A 14,759-nucleotide genomic window follows, 5' to 3' on the forward strand; every position below is an offset into this window, starting at 1 on the left:
CGCATGATCCAGGACCACTTCCAACGCTTGAACCTCGACCGCGAGGTGCTCAGCGTCAGCCAACTCAACAACCGTGCACGCCTGCTGCTGGAGGACGTATTCGCCCAGATCTGGGTAGAAGGCGAAATCTCCAACCTGGCCAAGCCCGCTTCCGGCCACCTCTATTTCACCCTCAAGGACAGCCAGGCCCAGGTGCGTTGCGCCCTGTTCCGGCAGAACGCCGCACGCGTTCGCCAGGCGCTGCGTGACGGCCTGGCGGTCAAGGTGCGCGGCAAGGTGTCGCTGTTCGAGGGGCGTGGCGATTACCAGTTGATTCTCGACAGTGTCGAACCAGCCGGTGATGGCGCCCTGCGCCTGGCCTTCGAGGCACTGAAGGAAAAGCTCTCCGGCGAAGGCCTGTTCAGCGCCGAGCGCAAGGCGCCGCTGCCCAGGCACCCGCAGCGCATCGGGATCATCAGCTCGCCCACCGGCGCGGTGATCCGCGACATTATCAGCGTGTTCAAGCGTCGCGCGCCGCAGGTCGCACTGACCTTGATCCCCACCGCCGTGCAAGGCCGCGAAGCCACGACGCAGATCGTTCGTGCATTGCAGCGGGCCGACGCCATGGGCTTCGATGCGCTGATCCTGGCCCGCGGCGGTGGTTCGCTGGAAGACCTCTGGTGCTTCAACGAAGAAGCCGTGGCGCGAGCCGTGGATGCCTGCGTCACGCCCATCGTCAGCGCCGTCGGCCATGAGACCGATGTCTCCATCAGCGATTTCGTCGCCGATGTGCGAGCGCCCACGCCCTCTGCCGCCGCCGAACTGCTGGCCCCTGACAACAGCGACCTTACCCATCGCCTGGACACCCTCAAGCGCCGCCTGCTGCTGCGCATGCAGGACCGCCTGGCCCGCGAACGCATGAGCCTGGACGGCATCAGCCGGCGCCTGCGTCATCCGGGCGAACGCTTGCGCCAGCAAGCCCAACGCCTCGACGACCTGGACATGCGCCTGCGCCGCGCCTTCGAACAGGACCTGAACCGCCGCCACGAACGCCTGGCGCGTCTCGACGGCCGCCTGGCCGCGCAGCATCCGGGCCGCAGCCTGGCCCTGCTGCGCCAGCGCCTGGACAGCCTGGCCGAACGCCTGCCGCGTGCCGCCCTGGGGCAGTTGCGCGAGCGCCGGCAGAAGCTCGACGGCCTCGCCCAGTCCCTGCACATCGTCAGCCCGCTGGCGACCCTGGGCCGTGGCTACAGCATCCTCCTCGACGAGCGTGGCAAACCCATTCGCAGCGCCGCCCAGACCCACACCGGCCAACGCCTCAAGGCGCGCCTGGGTGAAGGCGAGCTGGAGGTGCGGGTGGAAGACAATCACCTCACCCCGGTCACCCTGTCTCTACTCGATTGATCACTGGACATCCCCATGCTTGCCTTCATCTGTAGGAGCGAGCCCTGCTCGCGAAGCTTTATTGCCACGAATGCTCGCTCACTCCTACCGCGTACGCTTCTTGCCCTGCTGCTGTGCCTCGCCCTGCCCGCCTCGGCCTTTGCCGACGGCTTCATCAGCCGCCTGCTGCACAAACCGGTGCCGGGCGGCGTCGCCGTGCTGCAACTGGGTGAACGCAGCGCCGCGCCAAGCGTCAGCTACCTGGGCAAACCCGTGCTGGTGGTGCGCGAAGACGGCAAGCGCTGGATCGCCATCGTCGGCATTCCGCTGAAGACGGCTGCCGGCCAGCAACAGGCTCTGGTCGACGGTAAGCCGGTCGCCTTCAGCGTGGGCAGCAAGCACTACCGCGAGCAACGCATCACCCTGAAGAACCCGCAGCAGGTCAACCCGGATGCCGCCAACCTCAAGCGCATCGACCGCGAGTTGGCCGAGCAGAACCGCGCCTATGCCCAGTTCAGCGCGCGCCAGCCAAGTAACCTGCTGTTCGACAAACCGGTCAACGGCCCCCTGTCGAGCCCCTTCGGCGTGCGGCGCTTTTTCAATGGCGAAGAACGCAACCCCCACGCCGGCCTGGACTTCGCCGTGCCGGCCGGCACGCCGATCAAGGCGCCGGCGGCTGGCAAGGTGATTCTGATCGGCGACTACTTCTTCAATGGCCGCACGGTGTTCGTCGACCACGGGCAAGGCCTGATCAGCATGTTCTGCCACATGTCCAAGATCGACGTGCAACTGGGCCAGGAACTGCCGCGCGGCGGCCTGATCGGCAAGGTCGGCGCCACCGGTCGCGCCACCGGCCCGCACATGCACTGGAACATCAGCCTCAACGATGTGCGCGTGGACCCGGCCATCTTCATCGGCAAATTCACCCCCTGATGCCTTGACCGAGGCCAACGCAGCCTCAACGCATGCCGCCTAGACTGGTCAATATGCCGTGCCCACCCGTTCGAGTGGGCGCGGAGCCAAGACCAGCGGGAGCATGCAATGGATTTCAAGGATTACTACGCCGTACTCGGTGTCGCCGAGGATGCCGACGAGAAAACCATCAAGACGGCCTATCGCAAACTGGCGCGCCAGTACCACCCAGATGTCAGCAAGGAAGCGGGCGCCGAAGACAAATTCAAGGAAGTGGCCGAAGCCTACGAGGTCCTGAAAAGCCCGGAGAAACGGACCGAGTACGACCAGTTGAAACGCTACGGCGGCCAGGCCGGACAACCCTTCGAAGCGCCCCCCGGCTGGCAGCCCCATGGCAACCCGGGCGGCCATGCCGAGCACTTCGGCGATGACTTCTCCGACTTCTTCGAATCGCTGTTCGGGGCTCGTCGCCAGGGCAGCGGCGCCCAGCAGGCGCGCCGGGGCCAGGATGTGGAAATAGAGCTGCCACTGTTTCTCGAGGAAACCCTCAGCGAACAGAGCAAGGCCATTCGCTACAACCTGCCCGAGTACGACGAACTCGGCCGGCGCACCGGCAGCCAGGACAAGAACCTCAACGTGAAGATTCCTGCCGGCGTCGCCGACGGCGAACGCATCCGCCTCAAGGGTCAGGGCACACCCGGACTCGCTGGCGCCGCCAATGGCGATCTGTACCTGCAAGTACGCCTGGTGCCGCACCCACTGTTCGATGTCGACGGCAAGGACCTGCTGCTCACCGTGCCCCTGGCCCCGTGGGAAGCGGCACTCGGCACCAAGGTGGAAATCCCCACCCTCGGCGGTCGCATCAACCTGAGCATTCCGGCCAACAGCCAGACCGGCCAGCGCCTGCGCCTCAAGGGCAAGGGGCTGCCGAGCAAGCAGGGTGCTGGCGATCTCTATGCGGTACTCAAGGTGGTGATGCCGAAAACCACCGACGCGACCACCCAGGCCCTATGGCAACAACTGGCCGACGCCGACGCCTTCAACCCTCGGACCGACTGGAGCAAACGCGCATGAGCGACATTCTGATCGTACGCATGAGCCTGGAAGAATGCTGCCAGGCCACCCACCTTTCCGTGGAGACCCTGATCGAGCTGGTCGAACACGGCATCGTCGAGCCACAAGGCAGCGAACCCCGCCACTGGCGCTTCGATAGCGAAGCCCTGAGCGTGCTGCGTCATGCCAGCCGCCTGCGCCGGGAACTGGAACTGGACTGGGCGGCGACTGCTCTGGCCCTGGACCTGATCGGCGAAGTGGAGCGACTGAAGGCCGAGAACCAGCAGTTACGGCGACGGCTTGCGCGCTTTACTGGCTGAATTGCTCGGCCCCCTTGAACAGCGATTGCTTCGCGCCGACACGGACTCTAGAATGCGACACATTATCAACTAGCACGCAGTCCAGAACCCGATGCAGAGCGATGACATCCCTGATCGCAGCCACATTGCCCTGCTCTACCGCGACCACCACCCCTGGTTGAAGGGGTGGTTGAGCCGGCGCGTGGCATGCCGCGACAATGCCGCCGACCTGGCCCAGGATGTCTTCATCCGCGTGCTCAAGAGCCGGGTTGCGCCCTCCCTCCTGCAACCCCGCGCCTACCTCAGCAGCATCGCCCGCGGCCTGATGATCGATCAGTACCGCCGCCGCGCCCTGGAACAGGCCTACCTGGACAGTGTCACCCACCTGGAAGAACACCAGGTGCCGTCTGAAGAGGAGCGCCTGCTGATGCTCGATGCCCTGGAACGCCTCGACCGCCTGCTCGACCGCCTCAAGCCCCGGGTACGCCAGGCCTTTCTGCTGGCCCAACTCGATGGCCTGACCTGCCCGCAGATCGCCGCCCAGCTTGGTGTCTCGCGCGCCACTGTCGAGCGCGACCTGGCCAAGGCGCTGCATGCCTGCTACCGGCTGCACTATGCCGAGCTCTGATCCTCGTCCGCTCGACGCCGACATCCTCGACCAGGCCATCCAGTGGCTGGTCACCCTGCGCTTCGATCACCCGACGGCAGACGCCCTGCAACGCTTCGATCAGTGGCATGCGCAGGACGCGGAACATGCCCGGGCCTGGCAGCAGGTCACGGCGCTGGGCAATGAATTCTCCCGCCTGCCACCCCAATTGACGCGGCAGACGCTCAACGGCGCCAAGCAGCATATGAGTAGGCGCCAGGGCCTGAAGCTGCTCGGCCTGTTTGCCGCCAGCGGGGCCGTGCTCTGGAGCGTACGCGACCACACGCCACTGCCCGGCCTGTTGGCGGACTACCAGAGTGGAGTGGGCGAACGGCGCCTGATACAGCTCACCGATGGCAGCCGCATCCAGATGAACAGTGGCAGCGCCTTCAATGCGCAGCTCACCTCCGAGCGCCGCCTGCTTGAACTGCGCCAGGGCGAGATCCTGATTGACACAGGCAGCGACCCGCAGCGGCCATTCTGGGTCCACAGCCGCGATGGCTACCTGCGCGCCACGGGAAGCGGGCTGCTGGTGCGCCAGCGCGACCAGGGCACCCAACTGGCGATTCGTAGTGGCTCGGTTGCGATTTTCCCCGGCTCCCAGGCCCAGGCGCCTGCCCACGTACTGCAGGCAGGCGAGCAGGCGCTCTTCACCAGCAGCGGGTTGATCCCGACACGCAATGACGGCCTCGACCCCTGGGCCTGGACCGCCGGCGTGATCAGTGCCAACGACATGCGCCTGGGCGACTTCCTCGCCGAACTGGGACGGCACCGTCACGGCCTGCTGCAATGCAGCGAGGCGGTCGCCAACCTGCGTGTGTCGGGTACCTACCAGCTCGCCGATACCGATGAGGTACTGGCCCTGCTGGCCCGTTCACTCGCCGTGCGTATCGACTACCGCACCCGCTACTGGGTGACGGTCTCGGCCTGAACAAGGCGCCTTGCCCCGCGCAAAACCGAGCGCAAGCCCAGCCCATATCCCTGAAAAACACGGCACAAAAAATAATTGAGGTGAATTCTCATTCCGTTCGACCTGTAAGGAAAGGCCGCCATGACTGGCCTCCTATCCCTGGAGCTTGAGATCACCCATGAACGCGTTTCCTCCCTCGCGCACCACTGTTCTTCACCGCACCATTCGCCACGTCCTCTTCGGCCTGGCACTCGGTGGCGGCGTACTGCCGAGCCTGGCCACTGCCCAACAGGCCCAGGTTGCCGGTCAACATCAGCAGTGGAACATCCCGGCTGGCCCGCTGGCTTCAGCCCTGGACCAATTCGCCCGGCAGGCCGGAATCAGCCTGTCTTATGACGCCAGCAGCGTCGCGGGCAAAAGCACCCGTGGCGTAGCCGGGCAGATGGACAGCAACAGCGCCTTGAGCGCCTTGCTCCAGGGCACGCGCATGCAGGCTCAACAGCAGTCGGACAACGCCTACCTTCTGTTGCCACAAGTGGAGGCCGGTGATGCCCTGCAACTGGGCGCCACCAGCATCAGCGGTAAAAGCCTCGGCACCACCACGGATGGCACGGGCTCCTACACCACTGGCGCCGTGACCCTCGGCAAGACCGCGCAATCGCTGCGCGAAACCCCGCAGTCGGTCAGCGTGATCACCCGTCAGCAGTTGGACGACCGTAACCTCACCTCCCTAGAGCAGGTACTCGACAGCGCGCCCGGCATCACCCTGCAAACCCGCAACTTCGGTGACCACCAGTACAACGCGCGCGGGTTCGAACTGGGCGCTGACGCCTACCTGGTGGATGGCATGCCCGGTGTGATCCACAGCCCCACCGGCTGGATGACACCGGACACGGCCGTCTACGACCGGGTCGAGATCCTGCGCGGTGCCGCCGGCCTGCTGGTCGGCAACGGCAACCCGAGCGGCGCCATCAACCTGGTGCGCAAACGCCCGACTGCAGAACCGCATTTCTCGGTCACCACCCGTGCCGGCTCCGATGATTTCTACCGCATGGACCTCGATGGCAGCGGTGCCCTCAATGACGAACGCACCCTGCGCGGCCGCGCGCTGATCGCCTATGAGGACCGCAACTTCTACTATGACGTCGCCAGCAACCGTAAGCCGCTGTTCTACGGCATCGTCGAGGCGGACCTGAATGAAGACGCCACCCTGACCCTCGGCCTGCGCCACCAGACCAGCGTGACCAGCGGCTATTCGATCTTCGGCCTGCCGCGTTTCAGCGACGGCAGACCGCTCGGGGTATCGCGCTCCACCTCACTGGCGCAGAACTGGAACCGCCACGCGAGCGACCAGACGGAAGTTTTCGCCGACCTGGAATACCGCCTCAATGACGACTGGAAGAGCAAGACCTCGCTGACCCACTCCGAAGGCGGATTCGATCAGCGCGTTGCTCTGCCGCGCGGCATGATCGACCCGCAAACCGGCACCGGCTCCTCGCTGTACAACGTCATGTTCCGCCGCGACGAAGTGGTCAACAACGGCATCGACAGCAACCTCTCTGGCACCTTCAGGGCCTTCGGCCTGGAGCACTCGGTGCTGGTCGGCGCCAACTGGTCGAGCGAAGACCTGCGCAACAAGAACTACAGCGAAGGGGCCGGCGTCCCGATCGATGTGTTCAACCCTGATCACCATGCGCTCCCGGAGCCCGTACGCGGCAATTGGGACAGCATCGTCGACAGCACCTCACGCCGCTACGGGGTCTACGCCAACACCCGCCTGCGCCTGGCTGAGCCCCTGAGCCTGGTACTCGGCGGCCGGCTCAGCTGGTACGAATACGATGCCAAGGACAAGCTCGACATCACCGGTGATCATCCCTCCAATCGCCAGGACCACGAGTTCACCCCCTTCGTCGGGCTGATCTACGACCTCAACCAACAATGGTCGTGGTACGCCAGCTATGCCGATATCTTCCAGCCGCAAAGCCAGTACCGCGCCGCCGACCGCAGCCTGCTGGACCCGGCCATCGGCAAGAACTACGAGACCGGCATCAAGGGCGAGCTGTACGACGGCCGCCTGAACCTGTCGGCAGCGGTGTTCTACATCAAGCAGAAAGACGTCGCCGTGGAAGACCCGGATCAAACCGTCGTCTGCCCGACCAACCTCGGCGGCACCTGCTTCCTCAACGGGCAGATCCAGCGCAGCAAGGGTTATGAGCTGGAAGCCAGTGGCGAGGTCTTGCCGGGCTGGCAGGTTGCTGCCGGCTACACCTTCAACATGACCCGCAAAAGCGACGGCACCCCGACCGACTACCAGACGCCCAAGCACCTGCTGCGTGCATCGACCACCTATGCCCTGCCGGGTGAGTGGAATCGCCTGAGCGTCGGCGGCAGCGTCTCGATGCAAAGCGGCTACAGCACCGACGTCTATGGCCCGACAGTCAGCAACCCTGGCCGTGCGGTATTCGATGCACTCGCCAGCTGGAAGCTCGACCAGAACTGGAAGGTCGGCCTGGACGTGAAGAACCTCTTCGACAAGAACTACTACAAGTCGGTGGGTGAATTGCGGCGTGGCAACTACTACGGTGATCCCCGCAGCTACATGCTGACCTTGCGCGGCGACTTCTGACCCTGCGACGCCCTCTACGGAGGGCGTCTTCACTGTAGAGGATGTCGTCGTGAAAGAAGGCTTTCGCCAATCCATGGCCTGGCTGCACACCTGGTCCGGCCTGCTGGTCGGCTGGGTGCTGCTGTTCGTGTTCATCACCGGCACGCTGGGCTACTTCCGCGCAGCCATCGATGACTGGATGCGCCCGGAGCAAGCGCAACCGCTGGCCACCGAACTCGTTTCCATCGAGCAGACACGCCACGCACTCCAACTCACCCAGCAGTGGCTGGAGGCCAATGCCCTGCCTGCCCACTACTGGTACATCGAACCACCCGCCCATGTCGGGCAACCCGTGGACGTGGAATGGCAGGACAGCCAGGGCCAGTACCATGGCCGGCAGCTCGATGCCGTGACCGGTCAGGTGCTGGAACCCGCAGCAGTCGAGCGAGTACGGGAAACCGGTGGCGGTACCTGGCTGTATCGCCTGCATTACCAGTTGCATTACCTGCCCGAAAAGCTGGGTAACTGGATCGTCGGCATCTGCAGCATGTTCATGTTGGTGGCGCTGATCAGCGGCATCATCACCCACAAGAAGTTCTTCAAGGACTTCTTTACCTTCCGCCCAGGCAAGGGCCAGCGCTCCTGGCTGGACGCCCACAACCTGGCGGGCGTGTTGGCGCTGCCCTTCCTGCTGATGATCACCTACAGCGGGCTGGTGTTCTTCATGTACATCTATGTACCGGTGGGCATGCAGGTCGCCTATGGCTGGGATGAGCCGAAAGGCTACGTCAACGTGCTCAACCCCCGCGCCAATAACCTGCTCATCAACCCGCAGCCCGAGACGGCCGGGTTGCCAGCACCTCTGGCACCACTGGCCGAGATGCTCGTGCCTGGCGCTCTCCATGGCATCGACGTGCATGCACCGGCAACCGGCAAGGCCCGCGTGGTCTTTTATCTGGAGAGCGAGCGCATCCTGCGTGGCTACAGTAGTGCGGTATTCAGCGGCCCGACCGGCCAGCCCCTGGCTATGCCGCCGGAGGCTGGTATCTGGCAGTTCCAGAACACCCTGACCAACCTGCACGAAGGCAACTACGCCAGCCTGCCACTGCGCTGGCTGTACTTCTTTTCCGGCCTGATGGGCTGTGCCTTGATCGCCACGGGCCTGGTGCTGTGGACGGTCAAGCGCAAGAGCCGTCAGCACACCACCCCTGCGGCGCAGTACGCATTCCGTCTGGTCGAAAGCCTGAACATCGCCAGCATTGCCGGCCTGCCGGCAGCGATCGCCGTCTACTTCTGGGCCAATCGCCTGCTCCCCCTGGACCTGCCGAACCGTGCGGCCTGGGAAGCCCACTGCCTGTTCATGCTCTGGGGATTGTCATTGCTCCATGCATGCTGCAGACCCGCACGACGCGCCTGGCTCGAACAGTTTGGACTGGCGGCACTGCTCACCGGCCTGCTACCCCTGCTCAATGCCCTCACCACCGACCGTCATCTGGGCGTCAGCCTGGCGCAAGGTGACTGGAGCATGGCCGGGGTGGACCTGACCGCACTGGGATTTGCCACGCTGTTCCTGCTGGCGCTGAGCAAGGTGCGACGCCGAGCGACTTCGGTCAGCCGCAGCCGCGCAACAACGGCGTAAATATGGGCCGACCCACGACAGAACGGGACCAACGGACAAATTCGGTAAGCAGCTCGGCCCTGACCAGGCAGCCAAGTTTGTTAAGGTAGGACGCTTTTCCGCCACTGCCCGCGAGGATTTCAATGAAAGAGCAGTACATCAGTGCCCTGCACTGGCTGGAACAGCACCCCGAACTGCATACCCTGATCAGCCTCAGCCTGCTGATCCTCGGCGCCTGGATCGCCAACTGGGTGGTCAAGCGCATTCTCGTGCGCGGCCTTTATCGCCTGCTCAAGTCCACCAGCGTCGGCCAGGACAAGGCACTCGCCAACTCTCATGTGGTCTCGCGCCTGGCCAATATCGTACCGGCGCTGATTCTGGTTGCCGGCATCAAGGTCGTGCCGCACCTGCCAGTTGCCGTGATCACCGTGGTGGAGAATGTCTGCAGCGCGTTCATCATCCTCACCATCGCCCTGGCCATCGGTGGCGTGCTGGGCCTGATCAACACCCTCTACCAGCGCCGACCCAACGCCCACCTGAAGCCGATCAAGGGCTACATCCAGGTGGTCACCATCGTGGTCTACGCCATCGCCACGATCCTGATGATCGCGACGCTGATCGACCGCTCGCCACTGATTCTGCTCTCCGGCCTCGGTGCCATGGCTGCGGTACTGATGCTGATCTTCCAGGATACCCTGCTGTCCCTGGTGGCCAGCGTGCAGATTTCCTCCAGCGACATCATCCGGGTCGGCGACTGGATCGAGATGCCGCAGCTCAACGCCGACGGCGACGTGATCGACATCGCCCTGCACACGGTCAAGGTGCAGAACTGGGACAAGACCATCACCAGCATTCCGACCAAGCGCTTCATCAGTGACCCGTTCAAGAACTGGCGTGGCATGCAGGAGTCCGGCGGCCGGCGGATCAAGCGCAGCCTGTTTCTCGACCAGACCAGTATCAGGTTCCTCAGCCCGGACGAGATTGCCCGCCTGCAACGCTTTCTGCTGCTCGGCCAGTACCTGAGCAACAAGCAGAGCGAGCTGCTGAGCTGGAACAGCGAACTGGCCGAAGCCAGCCAGGAGCCGGCCAACACGCGACGGGTCACCAACATCGGTACCTTCCGCGCCTACGTCGAGCACTACCTGCGCCAGCACCCGGGCATTCACCAGGAGATGACGCAACTGGTCCGCCAGTTGAACCCCACCGCAGATGGCCTGCCACTGGAGCTGTACTGCTTCACCAACACCATCGCCTGGGCCCGCTACGAGGCAATCCAGTCGGACATCTTCGACCACCTTTTCGCGATCCTGCCGGAGTTCGGCCTGCGCGTCTTCCAGCACCCCAGCGGTGCGGACATGCGCGAACTGCGCACGCTCCCCTCAGTGCACACGCAACCCTGAGCCAACGCCCCGGTGCAGATCACTGCACCGGGGAATGGCCCGCGCAAAAAAATCACAAGAAACCCGGATTTCTACGCAATAAAATCTCGCCAACCCTGAAATACCACCCGATATCACCAATTTTCAGCAGATGCTTGCCAGCTTTCTTCTTGCTGGTTAGGGTGGTCGCCATGAACGTATCGCAAACCCTCATCCTGCTGCGGCAACACGCCAACCTCTGCCTGGTTAGTCAGCGACTGCGTAGCTGACTGCACGCCCCCGTTTTCATCTTCCGTTTCCCTCGACCCAGCCTGCACACGGCTGTGGTGTCGAACAGCTATTCAAGGATTTACCCATGAGCATGCTCAAAGACCCGTCGAAGCGTTACCGTCCGTTCACCCCGATCAACATTCCGGACCGCACCTGGCCGAACAAGACCATCGACAAGGCGCCGATCTGGCTCAGCACCGACCTGCGCGACGGCAATCAGTCGCTGATCGAGCCCATGGATGCCGACAAGAAGATGCGTTTCTTCAAGACCCTGGTGCAGGTGGGCCTGAAGGAAATCGAAGTGGGCTTCCCGTCCGCATCGCAGACCGATTTCGACTTCATCCGCGAACTGATCGAAGGCGGCCACATTCCGGATGACGTCACCATCCAGGTCCTGACCCAGGCCCGCGACGACCTCATCGAGCGCACCTTCGAGTCGCTCAAGGGTGCCAAGCGCGCCATCGTGCACTACTACAACGCCTGTGCGCCGAGCTTCCGCCGCATCGTGTTCAACCAGGACAAGAACGGCGTCAAGGCAATTGCCATCAATGCCGGGCGCACCATCAAGCGCCTCGCCGATGCCAACCCGGAGACCCAGTGGGGTTTCGAGTACTCGCCCGAGGTGTTCAGCTCCACCGAAATCGACTTCTCCGTCGAGGTGTGCAACGCGGTGATCGACGTGTTCCAGCCGACCCCGCAGCACAAGCTGATCCTCAACCTGCCGACCACCATCGAAGGCGCGACGCCGAACAACTACGCCGACCAGATCGAGTGGTTCGGTCGTCATGTCGACCGTCGCGACAGCGTGATCATCAGCCTGCACACCCACAACGACCGTGGCACCGGCGTGGCCGCGACCGAGCTGGCCCTGATGGCCGGCGCGGATCGAGTGGAAGGCTGCCTGTTCGGTAACGGCGAGCGGACCGGCAACGTCTGCCTGGTCACCGTGGCGCTGAACCTCTACACCCAGGGCGTCGACCCGCAACTGGACTTCTCCGACATCGACGCCGTGCGCAAGGTAGTCGAGGACTGCAACCAGCTTCCGGTTCACCCACGTCACCCCTACGTCGGCGACCTGGTGCACACCGCCTTCTCCGGTTCGCACCAAGATGCGATCCGCAAGGGCTTCGCCCAGCAGGACCCGAACGGGATCTGGGAAGTGCCGTACCTGCCGATCGACCCGGCCGACATCGGCCGCGACTACGAGGCGGTGATCCGCGTCAACAGCCAGTCCGGCAAGGGTGGCATCGCCTTCCTCCTGGAGCAGGAGTACGGCATCAGCCTGCCGCGTCGCATGCAGATCGAATTCAGCCAGGTGGTGCAGAAGGAAACCGACCGCCTCGGTCTCGAGATGACCGCCGAGCAGATCTACCAACTGCTCGACGCCGAATACCTCAAGGCGGCACAGCCGTACGAGCTGAAAAGCCATCGTCTGCAGGAAGAGAACGGCATCTGCACGGTCGATGTCGACGTGAGCGTCGGTGGTGAGCCGCGCCGCAAACACGGCACTGGCAAAGGCCCGCTGGAAGCCCTGGTCGCGGCCCTGCCGCAGAGCATCGAGATCATGGACTACCACGAGCACGCCATCAGCTCGGGCACCAATGCCCAGGCCGCGGCCTATATCGAGATTCGCCTGAATGGTGGCAAACCGCTGCATGGCATCGGGATCGATGAGAACCTGACCACGGCAACGTTCCGCGCCCTGTTCAGCGCACTCAACCGGGCCGTGAGCCAGGCCGAGGAAAAGTCCGAAGTCGCCTGATCGGTCTGTGTGTGAAAAAGGGATGCCTCGGCATCCCTTTTCTATTTCCGCCTCACGCCGACAGAAATCGGCATGGCGTCAGCAGGATCAGGCAAGGAGCCGCTCGCTCGCTGTACTAGGCTTGTGACTCCCGGGCACGGCCATCTGTACGAATGCATTGATCGTTCGAGCGGAACCCGCCCCGCCCATTCGGACAGGAGTTGTTCATGAGCAAGACCCTTGGCTACGCAGCCCAGAATCCTAACGCGCCATTGGTGCCCTACCAGTTCCAGCGCCGAGCGATCGGCCCCAATGACGTGCAGATCGACATCCTCTACTGCGGCGTCTGTCACTCCGACCTGCACACCGTACGCAATGAGTGGAAGAACACCCTGTACCCATCGGTGCCGGGCCACGAAATTGTCGGCAAGGTCCGCGCCGTCGGCAGCCATGTCTCAACGTTCAAGGTCGGTGATATCGCCGGCGTCGGCTGCATGGTCGACAGCTGCCAGACCTGCCCCTCCTGTGCCGAAGGCCTTGAGCAGTACTGCGAAAACGGCTTCACCGGCACTTACAACGGCCCGGTGTTCGGCGGCGAGAACACCTTCGGCGGTTATTCCGACAACCTCGTGGTCGACCAGAAGTTCGTCCTGCGCATCAGCCATACCGACAACCTGGCGGCCGTCGCTCCGCTGCTTTGCGCGGGGATCACCACCTATTCGCCACTGCGTCAGTGGAATGTCCAACCGGGGCACAAGGTAGGCGTGGTCGGCCTCGGCGGTCTCGGCCATATGGCCGTGAAGATCGCTGCGGCCATGGGGGCTCATGTGGTGCTGTTCACCACCTCGCCGAACAAGCGTGACGACGCCCTGCGCCTGGGGGCGGCCGAGGTGGTGGTGTCGAAGAACGCCGAAGAAATGGCGGCCCACGCCAACAGCTTCGACTTCATCCTCAACACCGTGGCCGCGCCGCACAACCTGGATGCCTTCCTCGGCCTGCTCAAGCGCGACGCGACCATGACCCTGGTGGGCGCGCCCGACTCCCCGCACCCGTCGCCGGAAGTGTTCAGCCTGATCTTCAAACGCCGCCGCCTGGCCGGCTCGCTGATCGGCGGCATTGCCGAGACCCAGGAGATGCTCGACTTCTGCGCCGAACACGGCATCGTCTCGGATATCGAGCTGATTCCCATGCAATCGATCAATGAGGCGTACGAACGCATGCTCAAGAGCGATGTGAAATACCGCTTCGTGATCGACATGGCCTCGCTCCAGCACGAAGCCAGCGTCGCCTGACAATCATGGCCCCATGCCAAAACATGGGGCCATCGATCACCAACAATCCGTAGGGTGGGCTTTAGCCCACCCGCACAACCGCTCATGTGGGCTGAAGCGGTGCAGCGTCCGGCCCACTCGACGAATTGCCCCATGCCGGCGCATCGAGCCTTCCCGTCAGCCCTCGATCACCAACAGCAGCGGCACCATCACCACCAGCACGGCCAGGGTGAACAACAGCGCGATGCCGAAGGCACGCCAGTTGGAATACATCGCGCCGTTCTGCGCCTTGTGCTGATCGACTCGATCACCCAGTGTCGACTTGGCGTACTGCACCATGCCGAACAACTGCGCCATGACGAAAGGTAGCGTCGGTATGTTCTCCGGCAATACCAGTGACAGGATGAAACTCGCCACCAACAGCCCAATGCCCAGCCACCAGGCCGTGGCCACCTTGTTGCCCAGACCAAGTGTGCGCAGGTTATGCGCCAGCACCCAGGCACCACCCAGTGGCGTGCCGAAGAACGTGGCAACCCCTACGGCTGCGACGCTGTAGACCGGCGTACGAAGTGTCGCGCTATCCGTAGACTCGATAAGTTCGGCCTCGGGGGACTGGAAGGGATTACTGGGATTTGCGTCCATGCCTGACTCCTGATGATCTGCTGGATACGTTGCCTGGCCATTCTATCGCGC

General features: G+C 63.7%; 12 protein-coding genes. 11 read left to right on the forward strand and 1 reads right to left on the reverse strand.

The window, feature by feature from the left end; all coding sequences use genetic code 11:
- The first annotated feature begins 3 nt into the window (after positions 1–3).
- The 11 genes from xseA (at position 4) to ACWPW0_RS17695 (ending at position 14,087) form a co-directional block, all read left to right on the forward strand.
- Positions 4–1,383, forward strand: coding sequence for an exodeoxyribonuclease VII large subunit (gene xseA, locus ACWPW0_RS17645; protein WP_454256763.1), 1,380 nt, complete (start codon positions 4–6; stop codon positions 1,381–1,383).
- 15 nt (positions 1,384–1,398) lie between these two features.
- A complete protein-coding gene (locus tag ACWPW0_RS17650) occupies positions 1,399–2,295 on the forward strand; it encodes a peptidoglycan DD-metalloendopeptidase family protein (RefSeq protein WP_454256036.1) in 897 nt (298 codons plus the stop codon).
- Positions 2,296–2,403: 108 nt separating this feature from the next.
- Complete coding sequence (gene cbpA / locus ACWPW0_RS17655; protein ID WP_454256037.1) at positions 2,404–3,348, forward strand: curved DNA-binding protein; 945 nt, start codon at positions 2,404–2,406, stop codon at positions 3,346–3,348.
- Positions 3,345–3,647 carry a chaperone modulator CbpM gene (locus tag ACWPW0_RS17660; RefSeq protein WP_454256038.1) on the forward strand — a complete coding sequence of 101 codons (303 nt, stop codon included), beginning with the start codon at positions 3,345–3,347 and terminating at the stop codon, positions 3,645–3,647. Before cbpA ends, ACWPW0_RS17660 begins: the two co-directional genes overlap by 4 nt.
- Before the next feature lie 91 nt (positions 3,648–3,738).
- Positions 3,739–4,254: a sigma-70 family RNA polymerase sigma factor gene (locus ACWPW0_RS17665; protein ID WP_447593455.1), complete on the forward strand. Its 516-nt coding sequence runs from the start codon at positions 3,739–3,741 to the stop codon at positions 4,252–4,254.
- A complete protein-coding gene (locus ACWPW0_RS17670; protein WP_454256039.1) occupies positions 4,241–5,203 on the forward strand; it encodes a FecR domain-containing protein in 963 nt (320 codons plus the stop codon). Before ACWPW0_RS17665 ends, ACWPW0_RS17670 begins: the two co-directional genes overlap by 14 nt.
- Before the next feature lie 157 nt (positions 5,204–5,360).
- Entirely contained in the window at positions 5,361–7,808 is a 2,448-nt protein-coding gene (locus ACWPW0_RS17675; protein WP_454256040.1) for a TonB-dependent siderophore receptor, read from the forward strand.
- 49 nt (positions 7,809–7,857) lie between these two features.
- Positions 7,858–9,426, forward strand: a complete 1,569-nt coding sequence (locus tag ACWPW0_RS17680; protein ID WP_454256041.1) for a PepSY-associated TM helix domain-containing protein — start codon at positions 7,858–7,860, stop codon at positions 9,424–9,426.
- 122 nt (positions 9,427–9,548) lie between these two features.
- Positions 9,549–10,805 (forward strand): mechanosensitive ion channel family protein, encoded by a 1,257-nt coding sequence (locus tag ACWPW0_RS17685; protein WP_447593462.1) that lies wholly within the window; start codon positions 9,549–9,551, stop codon positions 10,803–10,805.
- Positions 10,806–11,139: 334 nt separating this feature from the next.
- Positions 11,140–12,816 (forward strand): 2-isopropylmalate synthase, encoded by a 1,677-nt coding sequence (gene leuA / locus ACWPW0_RS17690; RefSeq protein ID WP_454256042.1) that lies wholly within the window; start codon positions 11,140–11,142, stop codon positions 12,814–12,816.
- A gap of 206 nt (positions 12,817–13,022) precedes the next feature.
- Positions 13,023–14,087, forward strand: coding sequence for an NAD(P)-dependent alcohol dehydrogenase (locus tag ACWPW0_RS17695; protein ID WP_454256043.1), 1,065 nt, complete (start codon positions 13,023–13,025; stop codon positions 14,085–14,087).
- A gap of 156 nt (positions 14,088–14,243) precedes the next feature.
- Here the strand turns inward: ACWPW0_RS17695 and ACWPW0_RS17700 are convergent, their stop codons facing one another.
- A complete protein-coding gene (locus ACWPW0_RS17700; RefSeq protein WP_454256044.1) occupies positions 14,244–14,708 on the reverse strand; it encodes a hypothetical protein in 465 nt (154 codons plus the stop codon).
- Between the last annotated feature and the right edge of the window lie 51 nt (positions 14,709–14,759).

The sequence above is a fragment of the Pseudomonas sp. Marseille-Q8238 genome, assembly GCF_965111915.1.

Coding starts and splice junctions, on each gene's coding strand:
- xseA (WP_454256763.1), top strand. CDS start 4: ATGATCCAGGACCACTTCCAACGCTTGAACCTCGACCGCGAGGTGCTC.
- ACWPW0_RS17650 (WP_454256036.1), top strand. CDS start 1,399: ATGCTTGCCTTCATCTGTAGGAGCGAGCCCTGCTCGCGAAGCTTTATT.
- cbpA (WP_454256037.1), top strand. CDS start 2,404: ATGGATTTCAAGGATTACTACGCCGTACTCGGTGTCGCCGAGGATGCC.
- ACWPW0_RS17660 (WP_454256038.1), top strand. CDS start 3,345: ATGAGCGACATTCTGATCGTACGCATGAGCCTGGAAGAATGCTGCCAG.
- ACWPW0_RS17665 (WP_447593455.1), top strand. CDS start 3,739: ATGCAGAGCGATGACATCCCTGATCGCAGCCACATTGCCCTGCTCTAC.
- ACWPW0_RS17670 (WP_454256039.1), top strand. CDS start 4,241: ATGCCGAGCTCTGATCCTCGTCCGCTCGACGCCGACATCCTCGACCAG.
- ACWPW0_RS17675 (WP_454256040.1), top strand. CDS start 5,361: ATGAACGCGTTTCCTCCCTCGCGCACCACTGTTCTTCACCGCACCATT.
- ACWPW0_RS17685 (WP_447593462.1), top strand. CDS start 9,549: ATGAAAGAGCAGTACATCAGTGCCCTGCACTGGCTGGAACAGCACCCC.
- leuA (WP_454256042.1), top strand. CDS start 11,140: ATGAGCATGCTCAAAGACCCGTCGAAGCGTTACCGTCCGTTCACCCCG.
- ACWPW0_RS17695 (WP_454256043.1), top strand. CDS start 13,023: ATGAGCAAGACCCTTGGCTACGCAGCCCAGAATCCTAACGCGCCATTG.
- ACWPW0_RS17700 (WP_454256044.1), bottom strand. CDS start 14,708: ATGGACGCAAATCCCAGTAATCCCTTCCAGTCCCCCGAGGCCGAACTT.